General features: G+C 66.0%; 20 protein-coding genes. 13 read left to right on the top strand and 7 right to left on the bottom strand.

From position 1 onward, the window contains the following. Positions 1 to 5: 5 nt before the first annotated feature. Positions 6 to 659, bottom strand: a complete 654-nt coding sequence (locus tag NLM15_RS40655; RefSeq protein WP_254123556.1) for a DNA-3-methyladenine glycosylase — start codon at positions 657 to 659, stop codon at positions 6 to 8. Between the two features lie 114 nt (positions 660 to 773). Between NLM15_RS40655 and gluQRS the strand changes: the two genes are divergently transcribed. Both gluQRS and NLM15_RS40645 read left to right on the top strand, forming a co-directional pair. Continuing rightward, positions 774 to 1643: a tRNA glutamyl-Q(34) synthetase GluQRS gene (gene gluQRS / locus NLM15_RS40650; RefSeq protein WP_254124681.1), complete on the top strand. Its 870-nt coding sequence runs from the start codon at positions 774 to 776 to the stop codon at positions 1641 to 1643. 103 nt (positions 1644 to 1746) lie between these two features. Continuing rightward, positions 1747 to 3003 (top strand): ATP-binding protein, encoded by a 1257-nt coding sequence (locus tag NLM15_RS40645; RefSeq protein WP_254123555.1) that lies wholly within the window; start codon positions 1747 to 1749, stop codon positions 3001 to 3003. Here NLM15_RS40645 and NLM15_RS40640 read toward each other — a convergent pair. Beyond that, on the bottom strand, positions 2930 to 3823 hold the full coding sequence (locus NLM15_RS40640) for a YihY/virulence factor BrkB family protein (protein ID WP_254123554.1): 894 nt from the start codon (positions 3821 to 3823) through the stop codon (positions 2930 to 2932). The genes NLM15_RS40645 and NLM15_RS40640 overlap by 74 nt on opposite strands. Positions 3824 to 3987: 164 nt before the next feature. Between NLM15_RS40640 and NLM15_RS40635 the strand changes: the two genes are divergently transcribed. The 6 genes from NLM15_RS40635 (at position 3988) to NLM15_RS40610 (ending at position 8036) form a co-directional block, all read left to right on the top strand. Further along, positions 3988 to 4182, top strand: a complete 195-nt coding sequence (locus NLM15_RS40635) for a twin transmembrane helix small protein (protein ID WP_254123553.1) — start codon at positions 3988 to 3990, stop codon at positions 4180 to 4182. A gap of 2 nt (positions 4183 to 4184) precedes the next feature. Beyond that, positions 4185 to 4757 carry a cob(I)yrinic acid a,c-diamide adenosyltransferase gene (locus NLM15_RS40630; RefSeq protein ID WP_254123552.1) on the top strand — a complete coding sequence of 191 codons (573 nt, stop codon included), beginning with the start codon at positions 4185 to 4187 and terminating at the stop codon, positions 4755 to 4757. Positions 4758 to 4894: 137 nt separating this feature from the next. Next, on the top strand, positions 4895 to 5644 hold the full coding sequence (locus NLM15_RS40625; protein WP_254123551.1) for an electron transfer flavoprotein subunit beta/FixA family protein: 750 nt from the start codon (positions 4895 to 4897) through the stop codon (positions 5642 to 5644). Then, entirely contained in the window at positions 5644 to 6588 is a 945-nt protein-coding gene (locus NLM15_RS40620) for an electron transfer flavoprotein subunit alpha/FixB family protein (RefSeq protein WP_254123550.1), read from the top strand. Before NLM15_RS40625 ends, NLM15_RS40620 begins: the two co-directional genes overlap by 1 nt. Positions 6589 to 6796: 208 nt before the next feature. Beyond that, positions 6797 to 7678, top strand: a complete 882-nt coding sequence (locus NLM15_RS40615) for a 3-hydroxybutyryl-CoA dehydrogenase (protein ID WP_254123549.1) — start codon at positions 6797 to 6799, stop codon at positions 7676 to 7678. 163 nt (positions 7679 to 7841) lie between these two features. Continuing rightward, positions 7842 to 8036 (top strand): hypothetical protein, encoded by a 195-nt coding sequence (locus NLM15_RS40610; protein ID WP_028182113.1) that lies wholly within the window; start codon positions 7842 to 7844, stop codon positions 8034 to 8036. Positions 8037 to 8043: 7 nt separating this feature from the next. Here NLM15_RS40610 and NLM15_RS40605 read toward each other — a convergent pair whose 3' ends face one another. After that, positions 8044 to 8709, bottom strand: coding sequence for a TlpA disulfide reductase family protein (locus tag NLM15_RS40605; protein WP_254123548.1), 666 nt, complete (start codon positions 8707 to 8709; stop codon positions 8044 to 8046). A gap of 112 nt (positions 8710 to 8821) precedes the next feature. On the opposite strand from NLM15_RS40605, the gene argH reads away from it, so the two are divergent. The 3 genes from argH (at position 8822) to lysA (ending at position 11892) form a co-directional block, all read left to right on the top strand. Beyond that, positions 8822 to 10219: an argininosuccinate lyase gene (argH, locus tag NLM15_RS40600; RefSeq protein ID WP_254123547.1), complete on the top strand. Its 1398-nt coding sequence runs from the start codon at positions 8822 to 8824 to the stop codon at positions 10217 to 10219. 93 nt (positions 10220 to 10312) lie between these two features. Beyond that, positions 10313 to 10603 carry a lipoprotein gene (locus NLM15_RS40595; protein ID WP_254123546.1) on the top strand — a complete coding sequence of 97 codons (291 nt, stop codon included), beginning with the start codon at positions 10313 to 10315 and terminating at the stop codon, positions 10601 to 10603. A 23-nt stretch (positions 10604 to 10626) separates the two neighbouring features. Further along, complete coding sequence (gene lysA / locus NLM15_RS40590) at positions 10627 to 11892, top strand: diaminopimelate decarboxylase (protein WP_254123545.1); 1266 nt, start codon at positions 10627 to 10629, stop codon at positions 11890 to 11892. Positions 11893 to 12078: 186 nt separating this feature from the next. On the opposite strand, the gene NLM15_RS40585 is transcribed toward lysA, so the two are convergent. Further along, positions 12079 to 12987, bottom strand: coding sequence for an NAD(P)-dependent oxidoreductase (locus tag NLM15_RS40585; RefSeq protein WP_254123544.1), 909 nt, complete (start codon positions 12985 to 12987; stop codon positions 12079 to 12081). Positions 12988 to 13124: 137 nt separating this feature from the next. After that, entirely contained in the window at positions 13125 to 13508 is a 384-nt protein-coding gene (locus NLM15_RS40580; RefSeq protein ID WP_014491654.1) for a carboxymuconolactone decarboxylase family protein, read from the bottom strand. Between the two features lie 178 nt (positions 13509 to 13686). Between NLM15_RS40580 and NLM15_RS40575 the strand changes: the two genes are divergently transcribed. Beyond that, positions 13687 to 15807: a TIGR02302 family protein gene (locus NLM15_RS40575; protein ID WP_254123543.1), complete on the top strand. Its 2121-nt coding sequence runs from the start codon at positions 13687 to 13689 to the stop codon at positions 15805 to 15807. 3 nt (positions 15808 to 15810) lie between these two features. Then, entirely contained in the window at positions 15811 to 16710 is a 900-nt protein-coding gene (locus NLM15_RS40570; RefSeq protein ID WP_254123542.1) for a DUF4175 family protein, read from the top strand. Positions 16711 to 16803: 93 nt separating this feature from the next. Here NLM15_RS40570 and NLM15_RS40565 read toward each other — a convergent pair whose 3' ends face one another. After that, positions 16804 to 17178 carry a response regulator gene (locus NLM15_RS40565; RefSeq protein ID WP_254123541.1) on the bottom strand — a complete coding sequence of 125 codons (375 nt, stop codon included), beginning with the start codon at positions 17176 to 17178 and terminating at the stop codon, positions 16804 to 16806. 50 nt (positions 17179 to 17228) lie between these two features. Beyond that, on the bottom strand, positions 17229 to 18107 hold the full coding sequence (locus tag NLM15_RS40560; protein ID WP_254123540.1) for an MJ0042-type zinc finger domain-containing protein: 879 nt from the start codon (positions 18105 to 18107) through the stop codon (positions 17229 to 17231). Positions 18108 to 18202: the final 95 nt, after the last annotated feature.

Genomic DNA, 18202 nt, shown 5'->3' with positions numbered 1-18202 from the left:
GCGCTTCAGGCTTCACCGGCGATGACGCCCTCGCGCTTCTTCACCGCGCGGTAGTAGCTCCACCACAGATGCGCCGCCGCGCCGCGCAGAGGACGCCAGGGTTCGGCGAGCGGTGCCATCTGCTTTTCCGTCGGCCGAGCCTGGAGGCCGAGGCCGATCTTGATGCCCTCCTGCACGGCGAGGTCGCCGGCCGGCCAGGCATCGCCATGGCCGAGGCAAAACAGCAGATAGACGTCCGCGGTCCACGGCCCGATGCCGGGCAGCGAGATCAGCGTGTGATGTGCGGCGTCGGCGTCTTCTTCGGCGAGCACGTCGAGGTTCAGCCGCTGCGCATCGATCTCGCGGGCGAGATGTTTCAGCGTCTTGATCTTGGCGGCTGACAGGCCGAGCCGCCCCAGCCGGTCGGTGCGGGCGCGGCGCACCGCGTCGTGGTCGAACGGATCGAAGGCGGCGGACAGCCGCCCCCAGATCGCCGCAGCGCTCGCCGTGGAGAGCTGCTGCCCGCAAACGATGTGGGCGAGCCCCGTAAAACCCGGCTCACGCCGCCGCAAGGCGGGCATGCCGGCCGTCGCAAGCACGGGCTTCAGGCGCGGATCGCGCTTGATCAGCGCGTGAACGGCCTCTTCGAGATCGGACTGGGTTTCAAGGTGGATGGTCATTGTCGCCTATCTCGTCATGGCCGGGCTTGACCCGTGCATCCATCTCCTATCGTAACAGAGTCCTGGGAGATGGATGGCCGGGTCAAGCCCGCCATGACGAGATCTTTGCACATGATGCCACCCGTTTTCCGATTTGCCCCTAGCCCCAACGGTCTCCTGCATCTGGGCCACGCCTATTCCGCGCTGCTGAACCTCGACCGCGCGCGCGAGACCGGCGGGCGGCTGTTGCTGCGGATCGAGGACATCGACGCGACGCGCTGCCGGCCGGAATACGAGACGGCGATTGACGAAGACCTCACCTGGCTCGGGATCGCCTGGGAGACGCCGGTGCGGCGGCAGTCGGAGCATCTTGCCGATTATCGCGCCGCGCTGGAAAAACTCTCCGCGCTCGGCCTCGTCTATCCCGCCTTCGAAAGCCGCGCCGGGATCGCATTGCTGGTGGCCGCCCGCGAGGCCGACGGGCCATGGCCGCGCGATCCCGATGGCGCACCACTCTACCCTGGCGATGCCAAATCACTGCCGCTCGGCGAGCGGGACCGGTTGATCGCGTCAGGCGCACCTTACGCGCTGCGCCTCGACATGGCCGCGGCCTGCCGGCGAGTTGCCGGCCTGAGCTGGAATGAACTGGGCGAAGGGCCCGATGGCGAGCGCGGCGTCGTCCAGGCGCGGCCTGAGGCCTGGGGCGACGTCATTCTCGCCCGCAAGGAGACGCCGACCAGCTACCATTTGTCCGTCGTTGTCGACGACGCGCTCCAGGACGTGAGCGAGGTGGTCCGCGGCCAGGACCTGTTTCACGCCACCTCGGTCCACCGCCTGCTCCAGGTCCTGCTCGGCCTCCCGGAACCCGCCTACCGCCACCACGCTCTCATTCTGGACGAAGCGGGACGGAAGCTGTCGAAATCGGGCCGCTCGACCGGCCTGCGCGAGCTGCGCGCCGCCGGCGCCAATCCCGCCGGCATCCGCCGGCTGGTGGGATTAGGTTAAGTTTCTCTGGGGGTTAGCAAAACGCCGCCGTGACTCCGGGGGTTCCGCCGTGCCATGCTGATTTGAGAGCCCGGGGTTCGAAGGGGACCTTCGAAGGGGATTCATGGCGGCGAAAACGCGCCCAGCGCGCACCACGCGAACGTCCAGGCGACCGCCTCGGAAGCGGTCCGGGCCGGCCGGCCGGGTGCGCCAGCGCGGCGCCAAGGCCGTCGCGCCGGACGTGGTTCAGGCCGCGCTCGCCGCCTTCGCCCATGAGGTTCGGACCCCCCTGACCGGCATTCTCGCGATCAGCGACCTGCTCGCCACCTCCGATCTCGGTGAGCGCGAGCGGCGCTGGGCCGACACCATCAAGGCCGGCGCCGAGCATCTGGCGAGCCTTGCCACCCTGTTCGTGGACGCCGCCCGGACCGGGAATGGTGGAAGCACGCTCCGGCAGGATTTGTTCGATCTGCGCGCGCTTGCCCGCAGCGCCGGCGATTCGCTCGCCGGGCGCGCCGCGGCCAAGGGCCTCCAGGCCCAGGTCGAGATCTCTGAAAAGCTGCCCGGGCTGGTGGTCGGCGATCCCGTCCGCCTGCGCGCCGCGCTCGAAAACCTGATCGACAATGCCGTCAAATTCACCGAGCAGGGCGGTGTCGCGCTCGCGGTCGCGCCTTGGCGTCCCGCCAAAGGCAAGGCCAAGGCGAAGGGCAGGGTCGGCGTCGCCTTCGCGGTGTCCGACAGCGGCATCGGCCTGACCATGGCCGAGATCAAGCGGCTGTTCCGCCCCTTTACCCAGGCCAATGTCACCATCGCCTCGCGCTTCGGCGGCGCCGGCCTCGGGCTCTCCTCGGTGAAGCAGCTGGCGCGCGCGATGGGTGGCGACATCACCGTCGCGCCGCGGCGCGGCGGCGGTGCGACCTTCACATTGACCATGTCGCTCGATGCGGCGGAACCGCGCAAATCCCGCAAGTCGAAGGGCGATGCCGAGGCGAATGCGGTGGCCGCGCTGCGCGTGCTCAGCGTCGAGGACAACCCGTTCGGCCGCGTCGTGCTCAACACCATCCTGACCGAGCTCGGCCATCAGGCCGAGTTCATCGGGCGCGGTGAGGACGCGGTGGACCGGCTGGCACAGGGCGCGTTCGATGCGGTGCTGATGGACATGGTGCTGCCCGGCATCGATGGCGTCGAGGCCATCAGGCGGATCCGCACCATGCCGGCGCCGCTGGCTCAGATCCCCATCATCGGCGTGTCCGGCCGTGGCGAGGACGAGGCGGCCTCGCGCGATGCCGGCGCCGACGCCTTCCTGGTCAAGCCTGTGTCCCCGCGGGCTCTAGCGACTGCGCTGCTTGAAGCGAAACGCCGTGAGGAAGCCGCGACTTGATGATCGCGGCGTTGAGCTCGCCGCCGTAGACGAAGATCGCGGCGATGAAATACAGGAACACCAGCGCGATGATCACCGAGGCGAGCCCCGCATACATCGTCACGTAATTGTTGGCGAAGCGCGCCAGATATTGGCCGAACACGACGCCCGAGATCAGCGACGCCCCGATGGTGAAGACGATGCCGGGCAGGATCTGGAAGAAGCTCCTCCGGCCCGCCGGCAGCCAGGCGTGCAGGATCAGCAGCGCCACGATCAGCGCGCCCACGGTGATGCCGTAGCGCAGCCAGGTGAGGATGCTCTCGTTGGATTCGACGAACAGCGGGATATGGCGCCGCGCCGCCTCGATGAACAGCGGTCCGAGCACGATCAGGAACGCCATGGCGAGCGCGGTGATGGCCGCGACCAGCGTGTAGCCGATCGATTCCAGCCGCAGCCAGTACCAGCGCCGCATCTCCACCACCGCATAGGCGCGGTTCAACGCGACCCGGAGCGCCTCGACGCCGTTGGAGGCGAAGTATACCGACAGCGCCGCGCCGATGGTCAGCACGCCGGTGCGGGTCGTAGTCAGCACGTCGTGGACTTCCCCCGAGATCGAATCGGCGACCTGCTTGGGCCAGACCTGAAGCATCAGGCTCGCGGCCTGGTCGGCAAGTTCCTTGGAGCCGAAGAAGCCGGCGAGCGAGGTCAGCACGATCAGGAACGGGAACAGCGCCATCAGCGTCGACAGCGCGATATGGCTCGCGATCGCCCAGCCGTCATCGGCCAGGAACGTGTAGAAGGCGTCCTCCACGACGTTGTAGATGGTGCGGATTGCCTTCACGGTGTGCCCTGTACTGCTCCCTCGTCCCGCTTGCGGGGAGAGGCGAAGACGCCCAGTGACGGACGCAAATCGGAAATCATGCCGCTAGCTTCTGACATTCTCGGCCTGAAAGCCAGATCGGGAACGCCATGGCGGACCGGCGCACACGGTGTTATCTACCCCGGATGGCATCTCTCCTGAGTACTTTCCTCCTGCCAGTGGCAGCCGGCGCCGTGGCGGTGGTGCTGCTGCTCGGCCTTGTCAACATGATGCGCGGCGGCTCGCCGAATACTTCGCAGAAGTTGATGCGCTGGCGCGTGCTGCTTCAGTTCGTGGCGATCGTGATCGCGATGCTCGCGGTCTGGGCGATGGGACGCTGAACATGGTCACGTTGAACCGCATCTATACGAAGACCGGTGACGACGGCACGACAGCGCTCGGCTCCGGCGAGCGCCGTCCGAAATACGATCTGCGCATCGAGGCCTATGGCACCGTCGACGAGACCAATGCCGCGATCGGCGTGGTCAGGCTCCACACCCGCGATATGCCCGAGTTCGATGGGATGCTCGGCCGCATCCAGAACGATCTGTTCGATCTCGGCGCAGACCTTGCCGTGCCCGAGCGTGAGGGTAAGGCGGAACGGCTGCGGGTGGTGGCAAGCCAGGTCGAGCGGCTCGAGCGCGACATCGACGCGCTCAACGACAAGCTGGCGCCGCTCACCTCCTTCGTGTTGCCGGGTGGCCCGCCGGCCGCCGCCTACCTCCATGTTGCCCGCACGATTTGCCGCAGGGCGGAACGCGTGATGGTGGAGCTGGCAGCCCGGCCCGGCGAGCCCGTGGGCGCCGCTGGCATCCAGTATATGAACCGCCTGTCGGACTTCCTGTTCGTCGCCAGCCGTGCCGCCAACCACAACGGCGCCGGCGACGTGCTCTGGGTTCCGGGCCAGAACCGCTGACCCGGATTCCTGCCCATTGAGCGACGCGTTTGTAAGGTCTAAAATTTGGCCTTGTCGCGCGTTGACCGGGCCGGATCAGGCCTTTAGGTTCCGCGCCAGTTGATAACCCCCCTCCCAAATTGAGTGAAAGAGGATCGATGAAGGTCTTGGTGCCGGTAAAGCGGGTGGTCGATTACAACGTCAAGGTCCGCGTCAAGGGCGATGGATCGGGCGTTGAACTCGCCAACGTCAAAATGTCGATGAACCCGTTCGACGAAATCGCAGTCGAGGAAGCGTTGCGCCTGAAGGAAGGCGGCAAGGCTACCGAAGTCGTGGTCGTCTCCATTGGCCCTGCGCAGGCGTCGGAGACGATCCGCACCGGTCTTGCCATGGGCGCCGACCGCGGCATCCTGGTGAAGGTTGATGGTACCGTCGAGCCGCTCGCCGTTGCCAAGATCCTGAAGAAGGTCGCGGACGAAGAGCAGCCCGGCCTGATCATTCTCGGCAAGCAGGCGATCGACGACGACAGCAACCAGACCGGCCAGATGCTGGCCGCGCTGCTCGGCTGGTCGCAGGCGACGTTCGCCTCGAAGCTCGAGGTCGAAGGCTCCGACTTCAAGGTCACCCGCGAAGTCGACGGCGGCCTCCAGACCGTGAAGCTGAAGGGACCGGCGATCGTCACCACCGACCTGCGTCTCAATGAGCCGCGCTATGCCTCGCTGCCCAACATCATGAAGGCCAAGAAGAAGCCGATCGCGGAGAAGGCCGTCGCCGATTACGGCGTCGATGTCGCCGCGCGTCTCGAGGTTCTCAAGACCACGGAGCCGGCGGGCCGCAAGGCGGGCGTCAAGGTCAAGGACGTCGCCGAGCTGGTATCGAAACTCAAGAGCGAAGCCGGGGTGCTCTGATGACGACGCTTCTGATTGCCGAACACGACAATGCGTCGCTGAAGGATGCGACCAACAAGGCCCTGACCGCGGCTGCCGCGCTCGGCGCGGATGTCGACGTGCTGGTGGCTGGCCAGAACGCCAAGGCTGCGGCGGATGCCGCCGCCAAGCTCGCCGGCGTCAAGAAGGTGCTGCTCGCCGAGGGCGAGACTTACGCGCACGATCTCGCCGAGCCGCTCGCCGCGCTGATCGTCTCGCTGGCCTCCGGCTATGACGCGATCGTCGCGCCCGCGACCTCGCGCTTCAAGAACGTGATGCCGCGTGTCGCCGCTCTGCTCGACGTCATGCAGGTCTCGGAGATCACCAAGGTGGTCGCTCCCGACACCTATGAGCGTCCGATCTATGCGGGCAACGCCATCCAGACGGTGAAGTCGAAGGACGCCAAGAAGGTCATCACGGTGCGTACCTCGACCTTCGCGGCGGCGGGTGAGGGCGGCAGCGCCGCTGTCGAGAACGTGGCGGCGGCCGCCGATCCGGGCCTGTCGTCCTTCGTCGGCGAGGAGGTCGCCAAGAGCGACCGTCCCGAGCTGACCTCGGCCAAGATCATCGTCTCCGGTGGCCGCGCCATGCAGAGCCGCGAGAACTTCGCCAAGTACATCGAGCCGCTCGCCGACAAGCTGGGTGCCGGCGTCGGTGCCTCGCGCGCGGCGGTGGATGCGGGCTATGCGCCGAACGACTGGCAGGTCGGCCAGACCGGCAAGGTGGTGGCCCCCGAGCTCTATGTCGCGGTGGGCATTTCCGGCGCGATCCAGCATCTGGCCGGCATGAAGGATTCCAAGGTGATCGTCGCGATCAACAAGGACGAGGACGCGCCGATCTTCCAGGTCGCCGATTACGGCCTGGTCGCCGACCTCTACCAGGCGGTTCCGGAGCTGACGGCCGAACTCGCCAAGCTCGGCAAGTAAACGCGCCAAAAACGCCGGCCGGAGGTATAAACCCCGGCCGGTGTTTCTTTTTTGAGGCGTTTTCTTTGGCGTGGGGCACGCCGGGGGAGCGATCCAATCTAGGTTTCGAGCCAAGGTTCTGATCTAATCGGGCTTCTGATTAGATCAGAGCTCCCGGCTTGGGGGAAAAGGCAGGCGCGCCGTGCGCGCCGTTCCGGTGGATGACATTATGGCGGCAGTGATCAAGAAGGTCGGCGTGATCGGCGCGGGTCAGATGGGCAATGGCATCGCGCATGTCGCGGCGCTGGCCGGCTTCGACGTGGTCCTCAACGACGTCTCGGCCGACCGCCTGAAATCAGGCATGGCCACCATCAACGGCAATCTGGCGCGCCAGGTCTCCAAGAAGGCCGTCAGCGAGGACGACAAGACCAAGGCGATGGCGCGCATCAAGCTCGCCGAGAAGATCGACGACCTCGCCGATTGCGACCTCGTGATCGAGACCGCGGTCGAGAAGGAAGAGGTCAAGCGCAAGATCTTCCACGAGCTCTGCGCGGTGCTGAAGCCGGAGGCGATCGTCGCCTCCGATACCTCCTCGATCTCGATCACGCGGCTTGCCGCCGCCACCGACCGGCCCGAGCGCTTCATCGGCATTCACTTCATGAATCCGGTTCCGTTGATGGAGCTGGTCGAGCTGATCCGCGGCATCGCCACCGACGATGCGACCTTCGAGGCGTCCAAGGAATTCGTCGGCAAGCTCGGCAAGCAGGTCGCGGTCTCCGAGGATTTCCCGGCCTTCATCGTCAATCGCATTTTGCTGCCGATGATCAACGAGGCGATCTACACGCTGTACGAAGGCGTCGGCAATGTCGAGGCGATCGATGCGGCGATGAAGCTCGGCGCGCACCATCCGATGGGCCCGCTTGAGCTTGCCGATTTCATCGGCCTCGATACCTGCCTGTCGATCATGCAGGTGCTGCACGAGGGCCTCGCCGACTCGAAATATCGACCGTGCCCGCTGCTGGTGAAATACGTCGAGGCCGGCTGGCTCGGCCGCAAGACCCAGCGCGGCTTCTACGACTACCGCGGCGCCAAGCCGGTTCCGACAAGGTAAGGCGACGGTGCCGTAGGGTGGGCAAAGGCGCAAAGCGCCGTGCCCACCATCTCTCCGATTGCTCAGTGAAATTGGTGGGCACGCTGCGCTTTGCGGCTCCGTGACAATTCATGTCGCGTTAACCCATCCGCCCTAGGTTACGACCGGAAATAGGGTTTGCGTAATGGACATGATGGCGATGGTCAGCACCATGCTGGCCGCTCAGCAAGGCGCGCTGCAGTCGAATATTGCGGCGACGCTGACGAAGCAGAACATGGACATGGAGAAATCCACCGTCCTGACGCTGATGGGCGCCGGTCAGCCCTCGCTCGCCAATGTCGGCCCCGGCGTGGGCGGCAACCTCAACGTCACCGCCTGAAACCCCTTTAAAGCGACGCGGCGGCCTTGCCGGTCGCAGCCCGGATCAGCTTGAGCGCGTCGTCGCTCGCCCATTCCGCCGGCCCCGCGATCGTCGCGATCTCGCAACCCTGCGGGTCGACCAGCACCGAGGTCGGCATGCCCAGAGCCCGGCCTATTGCCTTAAGGTCCTGGAAAACCTTGGCTTTCTGATCATTGAAATAGCCGAGCCTGGTCAGATTGGCCTCTTTCAGGAAGGTCTTGGGCTTCTCGGGGTCGCGGGTGTCGATGTTGATCGCCACCACCTCGAAATTCGGACCCGACAGCTTGCCCTGGAGCTCGTCCAGCGCCGGCATCTCCTTGCGGCAGGGCACGCACCAGGTGGCCCACAGGTTGACCAGCAGCGTCTTGCCGCGGAAATCGGACAGTTTCTTCGGCTTGCCGTCGGCGTCCTCGAAGGCGAGGTCGGGCAGCTTCAGGGGCGCAGTGGCCATGGTCAGCGCCGCCAGCTCGCCATGGGCGAGTGGAGCGATTTTTTGCGCGGTTGCAATCGCCGGCTTGCAGGTCGGATCGCCTGAGGGTGCCCGGCTCAGGCCCAGCCCGTACAGCGCGGCGAAGCCGGCCAGTCCTCCGATCGCCACCGTGGCGATGACGAGGGGGATCCGGCGCGTGGCGGAGGGCTTCTTGTCGAGCATATCGTTTGTCATCCGGTCGCAGATATGGCTATCAGGGGCCTCTTAATACGGCTGGCAGCCGTCAGCAAACATGCGGCGGCCGGCGCGGCAAGCAAGACGTGAGCAGGGGATCATGAGCAACAAGATGTGGGGCGGCCGGTTCTCGGAACGTCCCGATGAGATCATGGAAGAGATCAACGTCTCCATCGACGTCGATCGTCACCTCTTTGCCCAGGACATTGCCGCGTCCAAGGCCCACGCCGCGATGCTTGCCAGCCAGGGCATCATCACGGCCTCTGATGCGAAAAATATCGGCAAGGGTCTAGACACGATTCTGTCAGAAATCGGCAAGGGCGGCTTCACGTTCAAGCGTGCGCTCGAAGACATCCATATGAACGTCGAGAGCCGCCTGTCCGAGCTGATCGGACCGGCCGCCGGCCGCCTGCACACCGCGCGCTCGCGCAACGACCAGGTCGCGACCGATTTCCGTCTCTATGTCCGCGACGTCCTCGATGAGACCGACGCCGCGCTCGCCGCGTTCCAGGCGTCGTTGGTCAACCGCGCGCTCGAACATGCCGCGACCGTGATGCCCGGCTTCACGCATCTGCAGACCGCGCAGCCCGTCACCTTCGGTCATCATCTGCTTGCTTATGTCGAGATGGCCGCACGCGATCGCGGCCGTTTCCAGGACGCACGCAAGCGGCTCAATGAATCTCCGCTCGGTGCCGCCGCGCTGGCCGGGACCTCGTTCCCGATCGACCGCCACGCCACCGCGAAGGCGCTTGGCTTCGACCGTCCGATGGCGAACTCGCTCGATGCGGTCTCCGATCGCGACTTCGTGCTGGAGACCTTGTCGGCGGCCTCGATCTGCGCCGTGCACATGTCGCGCTTTGCCGAGGAGATCGTGATCTGGACGTCGCCGCTGGTCGGCCTGATCCGCCTCAGCGACAAGTTCACGACCGGCTCCTCGATCATGCCGCAGAAGCGCAACCCTGATGCCGCCGAGCTGGTGCGCGCCAAGACCGGGCGCGTCATCGGTGCGCTCAACGGTCTCCTGATCGTGATGAAGGGCCTGCCGCTCGCCTATCAAAAGGACATGCAGGAGGACAAGCAGGGCGCCATGGAGGGCTTTGCCGCGCTGTCGCTGGCGATCCGCGCCATGACCGGGATGGTTCGCGATCTCGTGCCCGACGAGGCCAGGATGAAGGCCGCGGCGGGCGAGGGCTACGCCACTGCGACCGATCTCGCCGACTGGCTGGTTCGGACGCTGAAGATGCCGTTCCGCGACGCCCACCACGTCACCGGCCGGATCGTCGCCAAGGCCGCCGGGGACGGCGTCGCGCTGCACGAGCTGCCGCTCAAGGAGATGCAGGCGATCGAGCCCCGGATCACCAAGGACGTGCTCGGCGTGCTCTCGGTCGAATCGTCGGTGAAGAGCCGGACCAGTTTCGGCGGCACCGCGCCCAAGAACGTGGCGTCGCAGGCCAAGGCTTGGGCGAAGCGGCTGGAAAAAGAGCGAAAATTGGGCTGAGGGCAAAATTTCGCTTATGTTTCATGGTCATCCGGCTCTCGCCAGAGCGCGCCAACCTCTGTATGGTGCGCCCCGCGTAGTGGGGATTTCGTCGTGACGTCAAAGTTTCGCCCGGCCGGCTCGGGGTGGGCCATCATTGTCTTGAGCCTGACGGCGCTCGCGCTTGCCGGCTGCGGCCGCAAGGGCCCGCTGGATCTGCCGCCGACCGCCTCCAACGCACCCACGGCCAACGGTGCCGCGCCGACCGACACCGAGATGGAAGCCCAGAGAACGCCGAGCGTGTTCAATCCCACCTATGGTGCGGACGCCGCGCCCGTGGCGACCAAGGGCAAGAAGAAACCGTTTATTCTCGACCCGCTCCTGGACGAAAGACCCAGCCGGTAGGCTGGGGCAACTGAGCCAACGCCATGAACCATTTCGATTATCGCAACGGCGTGCTGCACGCCGAGGCGGTGAACCTGTCCGAGCTGGCCGCGACCGTCGGCACGCCGTTCTATTGCTATTCGACCGCGACGCTCGAGCGGCACTACCGCGTCTTTGCCGACGCCTTCGCCGGCGAGAAGGTGCTGGTCTGCTACGCCATGAAGGCGAACTCCAACCAGTCGGTGCTTCGCACGCTGGCCAAGCTCGGCGCCGGCGCCGACGTCGTCTCCGGTGGTGAGTTGAAGCGCGCGCTGGCCGCCGGCATTCCCGCCAGCAAGATCCTGTTCTCCGGCGTCGGCAAGACGGAAGACGAGCTGCGCGCCGCACTGGCCGCCGACATCCTCTGCCTCAACGTCGAATCCGAGCCTGAACTAGAACTGCTCTCGCGCCTCGCGACCGAGATGGGCAAAACCGCGCGCATCTCCGTGCGCGTGAATCCTGACGTTGACGCCGGCACGCATGCCAAGATCTCGACCGGCAAGTCCGAGAACAAGTTCGGCATTCCGATCGCCTATGCCCGCGAGGTCTATGCCCGCGCCGCAAAACTTCCGGGCATCGAGGTGACGGGCACCGACGTCCATATCGGCAGCCAGATCACCGATCTCTCCAAGATGGAGACCGCGTTCCGCATCCTCTCCGAATTCGTGCAGACGCTGCGCTCCGACGGCCACAACATCTCGCACGTCGATTTCGGCGGCGGCCTCGGCATTCCCTATTACATGGACCGCGAGGCGCCGCCGGCGCCCGACGCCTATGCCGCCATGGTCAAGCGCGTCAGCCACAATCTCGGCTGCACGCTGATGTTCGAGCCGGGCCGCATGATCGTCGGCAATGCCGGCATCCTGGTCGCCAAGGTGATCTATGTGAAGCACGGTGACGGCAAGAATTTCGTCATCATCGACGCCGCCATGAACGATTTGATCCGCCCGACGCTGTACGAGGCCCATCACGACATCTTGCCGGTGACGCAGCCGGCGCAGGGCGCGGCCACGATCATGGCGGACGTCGTCGGCCCGGTCTGCGAGACCGGCGACTATCTCGCGCTCGACCGCACGCTGCCGACGCCGAAGCCCGGCGACCTCATCGCCATCATGACCGCAGGCGCCTATGGCGCCGTGCAGGCCGGCACCTACAACACGCGGCCGCTGGTGCCCGAGGTGCTGGTGAAGGGCGATCAATACGCCGTGGTGCGCCCGCGCATCGAGGTCGAGCAGCTGATCGCGATGGACACGCCGGCGCCGTGGCTGTGAGGCGGTGAGGGGCGGCATGAGCGCGCCTCACACTCAATGTCGTCCCTGCGAACGCAGGGACCCATAACCCCAGGGCGGAGTTGTCGCGCGAAGCTGATAACTCCGAGTCTTCTCCAAACGTCTTCCTGTGGTTATGGGTCCCGGATCTGCGCTTCGCTTGTCCGGGACGACAGTGGAGATTGGGCGCTACTTCCCCGCCAATCCGCCCTTCGCTCCCCCGACCACGACCCCCGCCTTCTTCTCGATCGGCTTGATCGCGGCGGTGAAATCGGAATCGGCGCCTTCCGCGCTGATCACGGTCTCCCACAGGCGTCCCACCGCGTCCGCGACCTCCATCGACAGGCCGAGCTGCTTCATCTCCTCCAGCGCCAGCCGCACGTCCTTCACCATCAACCCGGTGGCGAAGCCGAAGTCGAAGCTGCGCGGCAGCACCGCGCGCGGAAACTTGTCGCGGCTCGCGGTGTTCATGCCGGAGCCGGCATTGATGACGTCGATCATCACGGCGGGATCGAGCCCGGCTTTCACGCCCATCACCACGGCTTCCGAGGTCGCCACCATCGCGGTTGCCGACAGGAAATTGTTGGCGAGCTTCATGGTCTGCGCCGCACCGGGCTTCTCGCCGATGAAGAACACCTTTCCGATCACGTCGAGCGCGGGCTTGAGCAACTCGAATTCCGCCTTCGGCCCGGACACCATCACCGCCAGCGTGCCCTTCTCGGCGCCGCCGACGCCGCCGGAGACAGGGCAGTCGATCTGCACGATGTCGCGTTTTGCCAGGAGGCCGTGGATTTTCGTCGCCATCGTCGAGCCGACGGTCGACAGGTCGATGAAGCGTCTTGCGCGGCTTCCCTCGATCACGCCGTTCGCTCCCGTCGCGACCTCCAGCGATGCCTGCAGCGAGGGCAGGCTCGCCATGACCGTCTCGACCTGATCGGCGACGTCCTTCGGCGATGTCGCAGCGGTGGCGCCGCGCGCCACGAGCTTGTCGACGACCTCCTTGCGCGTGTCGAACACGACGAGCTTGTGCCCCGCCTCGATCAGCCGCCGCGCCATCGGGAAACCCATGTTTCCGAGGCCGATGAATCCGATGTCCATGGTGCTATTTCCTTCCCCGTCGTCATTGCGAGGAGCGAAGCGACGAAGCAATCCAGACTATTTCCGCGGAGGGAGTTCTGGATTGCTTCGCTTCGCTCGCAATGACGGAGCAATGCTGTGAGTGTTGTTTGTTGCGCTTATGCCTTCCCGTCGATCTCCGCGAACACCTCGCGCGCGATGCGAAAACTGTCGACTGCGGCGGGCATGCCGCCATAGATCGCGACCTGCATCAGGATCTCGCGAATCTCGTCGCGGCTGACGCCGTTGGTGAGTGCGCCCTTGAGATGCGCGCGAAACTCGTGCTGGCGGTTGAGGATCGCGATCATGGCAATGTTGAGCATGCTGCGGGTCTTGCGCGGCAGCTCCTCGCGGCCCCACACCGTGCCCCAGCAATATTCGTTGAGCATCTCCTGGAACGGACGGTTGAAATCGTCGACGTTCTTCAGGGCGTTGTTGACATAGGCCTCGCCCAGCACCGCTTTGCGGACTTCCAGGCCCTTGTCGTGCATCTTCTTGTCCATGGCGTTTCCTCTATTTCCCTTGCGTTTCCCTTGGGAATGGCGCGCGGAAATTACGGGGTTGCACCCGGCCAGTCACGTCCTCGTGTTATGCGGGAAAAGGGGTGTCTCCCGTACGGGAACGGATGCCTCAGTGCTGCCGTTGTGGTAGGCTTCTCTACCGGGCAACCTGGAGAGTTGATTGAACGGCGTCACCCCCGACCCGTCAGACCCGATCCGCGATGGCGACGCTCTGTCGCGGCTGAAGCTGGCGCAGGCCCTCGATCGGGCCATTTATGCCATCGCGTGGGAACGTGCCTGGCCGCATCTGGCGCGGGTGCTGACTCTCGTCGGCCTGTTCCTGGTGGTGTCGTGGGCCGGGCTCTGGCTGGCGCTGCCGTCCGTCGTCCGTGCCATCGGTCTCGTGATTTTTGCCGGTATCGCAATCGCGGCGCTGATCCCGTTGATCCGTTTCCGCTGGCCCACCCGTGACGAGGGCCTGAGCCGGCTCGATCGTGGCTCCGGCATCCGTCACCGCCCGGCGACGACGCTCACGGACACGCTGAGCTCAAAGGACCCGGTCGCGCTGGCGCTGTGGCAGGCGCAGCGCGAGCGCACGCTGGCTTCGCTCAAGCGCATCCGTGCCGGCCTGCCGCGTCCGCGCCTTCCTCTGCATGATCCCTGGGCGCTGCGCGCGCTGGTCATGGTGATGCTGGTTGCGACCTTCTTCGCTGCCGGCAACGAGCGCGCGATGCGGCTGGGGGCCGCGTTCGACTGGAACGGCGTGCTGGCGCCCACCAATGTCCGCGTCGATGCCTGGATCACCCCGCCGCTCTACACCGGCAAGCCGCCGGTCATCCTGTCGGCCGCCAACAAGGAGGCCGCGGCGTTGCCCGCCAGCGGCCCGCTCGCAGTTCCGGCCGGTTCGACCCTGATCGTGCGCTCCTCCGGTGGCAGCCTCGATGTCGCCATCTCCGGCGGTCTCAAGGAGGTCGCGCCCACCGAGGCCGCGCCGAAGGGCACCAGCGAGAAGCATTTCACCATCGCGGGCGACGGCAGCGCGCATGTCCGCGCGCCCTCGGGCCAGCCGCAATGGGCGTTCACGGCGACGCCGGACCGGGCGCCGACCATCGCGCTCGCCAAGGATCCCGAGCGTCAGGCCTATGGCGCGTTGCAGCTCTCCTACAAGATCGAGGACGATTACGGCGTCACCGGCGCCGCCGCGCAATTCGTTCCGCGCGCAACCGAGGACAAGGACGGAACCAGGGATGCGGACGGCAAGGCCGCGCGGCCGCTGTTCCAGCCGCCGCAATTCGCGCTGACGCTGCCCAATGCGCGGACCCGCAACGGTGTCGGCCAGACGGTGAAGGACCTCAGCGAGGATCCCTATTCCGGCGCGGACGTCACGCTGACGCTCACCGCCAAGGACGAGGCCGGCAACGAAGCGAAGAGCGAGCCCTTCAACATGCGCCTGCCGGGCCGGCTGTTCACCAAGCCGCTCGCCCGTGCGCTGATCGAGCAGCGCCGCATCCTCGCGCTCGACGCCAACAAGAATTCCGACGTCTATGCCGCGCTCGACGCGCTGATGATCGCGCCGGAGATGTTCACGCCGGAGGCCGGGCAGTACCTCGGCCTGCACAGTGTCGCGCGCCAGCTCGAGGCGGCGCGCACCGACGACTCGCTGCGTGAGGTCGTGGCCAGCCTGTGGGCGCTCGCGGTGACGATCGAGGACGGCAATATCAGCGACGTCGCCAAGGCGTTGCGCGCGGCGCAGGACGCGCTCAAGCAGGCGCTCCAGCGCGGCGCCAGCGACGAAGAGCTCAAGAAGCTCATGGACAATCTGCGGACCGCGCTGGACAATTACATGCGCCAGTACGCGCAGCAGATGCGCAGCAATCCGCTGGCGCGGCCGGCCATCGGCCTCGACGACCAGATGAAGCGCATCGAGCGGTTGATCCAGCGCGGCAACCGCGAAGCGGCCGCGCGCGAGCTGGATCGCCTGGCGCGCGCGCTGGAAAACCCTCCGGGGCCGCCCAGCGCCGAGCAGAAAGAGATGGACGAGATTGCGCGCGAGCTGAACGATCTGCTCCGCGAGCAGAACGCGCTTCGGGACGAGACCGACAGGCAGAGCAAGGACTCCAAACGCGGTCAACGCGGCACCAAGCCCCTGCCGCCCAAGGTCGCGGAGATCCTGCGCAAGTCGAGAGAGCTGCGGCAGAAGACGCGCGGCGCGACCAGCGATCAGCTGGAGGACCTGGCAAGGCAGCAGGACGCCTTGCGCGAAGAGCTCAAGACCTGGCGTGAATCCCAGGGAGCGAGATAGCTCATGACATATAACTCAGTTTGGCAAAATGGGACGGCCGCCCGCGGAAGGCTCGCCACGGCTTGCCTCGTGCTGGTGCTCTCCTGTTCCACGGCTTCGATTTGCCTCGCCCAGTCGTCGCGCGCCGACCAGAAGAGTCTGGATGCACTGCTCGACAGCGCCGAGCGGTCGATGAAGCAATCGGCCGACAGCCTGAAGGACAAGAACTCCGACGAGAGCATCGGCCAGCAGTCCAGGGCCATCCGGGACATGGAGAAATATCTCTATCCCGATCCGAACGATCCCTCGGCCTCGCGCGAAGGGTCGCAGGATACGCAAGGCCGGCAGGAGCAGTTGAAGAAGCGGCTAGAGGCTCTCAAGAAGAAGCTCGCCGAGATGGGGCTCCAGCAGGATGGCCAGAAAGGCCAGCGCGGACAGAAGCAGCAGGGGCAGCAGGGCCAACAAGGCCAGCAGGGTCAAGGTCAGGACGGCGATCAGGATGGCGACGACGGCTTCGACGCCGCCGAGAACGCCATGGGCGATGCCGGCAATCAGATCGGCGAGGGTGATGCCGACGGTGCGACGGCGTCGCAGGGCAAGGCCATCGATGCCCTGCGCAAGGGCATGCAGGATCTCGCTGACGCGCTTGGCGGACAGCAGAACGGCGAAGGCCAGGATCCGGGCGACGGCGACGGCCCCGGTCAGGCTGTCGGCCGCCAGCAGAGCGGCGGCGAACGCACCGACCCGTTGGGCCGGCCGCTGCGCGGCAAGGAATACAGCGACGACTACACGGTCAAGATCCCCGGCGAGATCGATGCCCAGCGCGCGCGCCGCATTCTCGAAGAGCTCCGCCGCCGCCTCAGCGACCCCGCGCGTCCGCAGCTCGAGCTCGATTATCTCGAGCGGCTGCTGAAGGATTTTTGAGACTCTCGTAGCCCGGATGAGCGAAGCGACATCCGGGGCAACTGTCCCCGCATGTCGCTTCGCTCATGCGGGCTACAAGCAGCAACCGAGCTGTTACCCCTTCTTCGCCGCCAGCGCGTCCGCCACCGCCGTGCGGATGTCGGCGACCGAGAACGGCTTGGTCACGACGTCATGCACCAGCGCGTTCAAATTCGAGGCGCGCTCGCGCTGGTCGGCAAATCCGGTCATCAGCAAAATGGTCAGGTTGGGGAAATCGCGCGCGGCGGAGAGTGCCAGCGCGATTCCGTCCATCACCGGCATCTGGATGTCGGTGAGCAGGAGATCGAAAGCGCCGTCCTCGCGGGTCAGGATCTCCAGCGCCTCGGCGCCGTCCTGCGCGGTGACGATCTCGTGGCCGTCCATGGCGATGGCGCGCGCCACCAGCTGGCGCATCGAATCCTCGTCGTCGGCGATCAGGATTTTGGACATGAGACCAACCTTGGGACCAACCTCGCGACCAACCTTCCTTGCGGGACCGATTACACGCTGCCGCCGGCAATGTCGCGCCGGTTGAAGAAGCGGACGTCGATATTGCGGCCCTCCGGCGGCGGCGAGGCGAGGCGCGAGCGGAAGAACGCGCGCTCACCCGGCTGCAGCACGGTCTGCTCCAGCACGGTGTTCCAGGCGTAGATCTCCGCGCCTTGCGCATCGCGCACCGCAAAGCGCAGCCGCGGGATATCGAGCGGCTTCTTGCTTTGGCCCACGATCACGCCCTCGATCACCAGCACCTGCTTACCGTCCACGGTCTCGCTGGAGAGTTTAACGTCCTTGAACGCCAGCCCGCGCAAATTAACTTCGAGGCCGACCATCTTGTAGAACGCTGCCGTCTGCGGCAGCAGCCGGACCATGTCGCCGCGCCAGATCACCAGCGCCAGCACCAGTGCGCCCATGGCGGCGCAAGCGGTCGGCAGGCCGAAATGGGATTTTCGCGGCGCCACGGTGGGGGCCTGACGCCTCACCCGTGCCCCGCGGCGGCTGAACAGGCCGCGGAACCAGGACTGGTGCTGCGCGCCGATGACTTCATCCTCGGCGGCGCGGGCCGCCGCTGACCATTCGTCCTCGGTCTGACTGGCGTCCTCGGCCGGCCAATCGCTGGCGATCGAGGGGCTGTCGACGACAGGCGTCTCGGCGGCGCCGTCGTCCTTGGCGTAGGAGTTCCACTGCTCGGCGAGGTCGGATTGATCGTCGGCCTGGCTGGCAGCGGCCATGGCCCGGACGGACGCCTCCTCGCTGGCATCCTCGGCATAGGCGACCCAGGTCTCCTTGCAGCGGGAGCAACGCACCGTCCGCCCATTCGCCCCCAGGCTGGCAAGCTTGATGGCGTAGGATGTCGTACAATGGGGGCAGACGATATGCATGGACACGAGCCTTGATGCACGGACTGGTCTTGACGGTGCCCCGGTCGCGGAGAGCCGGGCACCCCAAATGCTACAGCGCGACCGTTAACGAACCG

This window comes from Bradyrhizobium sp. CCGB20, assembly GCF_024199855.1.
GTDB lineage: Bacteria > Pseudomonadota > Alphaproteobacteria > Rhizobiales > Xanthobacteraceae > Bradyrhizobium.
This window is presented reverse-complemented; position numbering and strand designations above follow the sequence as displayed.

Coding starts and splice junctions, on each gene's coding strand:
- NLM15_RS40655 (WP_254123556.1), bottom strand. CDS start 659: ATGACCATCCACCTTGAAACCCAGTCCGATCTCGAAGAGGCCGTTCAC.
- gluQRS (WP_254124681.1), top strand. CDS start 774: ATGCCACCCGTTTTCCGATTTGCCCCTAGCCCCAACGGTCTCCTGCAT.
- NLM15_RS40645 (WP_254123555.1), top strand. CDS start 1,747: ATGGCGGCGAAAACGCGCCCAGCGCGCACCACGCGAACGTCCAGGCGA.
- NLM15_RS40635 (WP_254123553.1), top strand. CDS start 3,988: ATGGCATCTCTCCTGAGTACTTTCCTCCTGCCAGTGGCAGCCGGCGCC.
- NLM15_RS40630 (WP_254123552.1), top strand. CDS start 4,185: ATGGTCACGTTGAACCGCATCTATACGAAGACCGGTGACGACGGCACG.
- NLM15_RS40625 (WP_254123551.1), top strand. CDS start 4,895: ATGAAGGTCTTGGTGCCGGTAAAGCGGGTGGTCGATTACAACGTCAAG.
- NLM15_RS40620 (WP_254123550.1), top strand. CDS start 5,644: ATGACGACGCTTCTGATTGCCGAACACGACAATGCGTCGCTGAAGGAT.
- NLM15_RS40615 (WP_254123549.1), top strand. CDS start 6,797: ATGGCGGCAGTGATCAAGAAGGTCGGCGTGATCGGCGCGGGTCAGATG.
- NLM15_RS40610 (WP_028182113.1), top strand. CDS start 7,842: ATGGACATGATGGCGATGGTCAGCACCATGCTGGCCGCTCAGCAAGGC.
- NLM15_RS40605 (WP_254123548.1), bottom strand. CDS start 8,709: ATGCTCGACAAGAAGCCCTCCGCCACGCGCCGGATCCCCCTCGTCATC.
- argH (WP_254123547.1), top strand. CDS start 8,822: ATGAGCAACAAGATGTGGGGCGGCCGGTTCTCGGAACGTCCCGATGAG.
- lysA (WP_254123545.1), top strand. CDS start 10,627: ATGAACCATTTCGATTATCGCAACGGCGTGCTGCACGCCGAGGCGGTG.
- NLM15_RS40585 (WP_254123544.1), bottom strand. CDS start 12,987: ATGGACATCGGATTCATCGGCCTCGGAAACATGGGTTTCCCGATGGCG.
- NLM15_RS40580 (WP_014491654.1), bottom strand. CDS start 13,508: ATGGACAAGAAGATGCACGACAAGGGCCTGGAAGTCCGCAAAGCGGTG.
- NLM15_RS40570 (WP_254123542.1), top strand. CDS start 15,811: ATGACATATAACTCAGTTTGGCAAAATGGGACGGCCGCCCGCGGAAGG.
- NLM15_RS40565 (WP_254123541.1), bottom strand. CDS start 17,178: ATGTCCAAAATCCTGATCGCCGACGACGAGGATTCGATGCGCCAGCTG.
- NLM15_RS40560 (WP_254123540.1), bottom strand. CDS start 18,107: ATGCATATCGTCTGCCCCCATTGTACGACATCCTACGCCATCAAGCTT.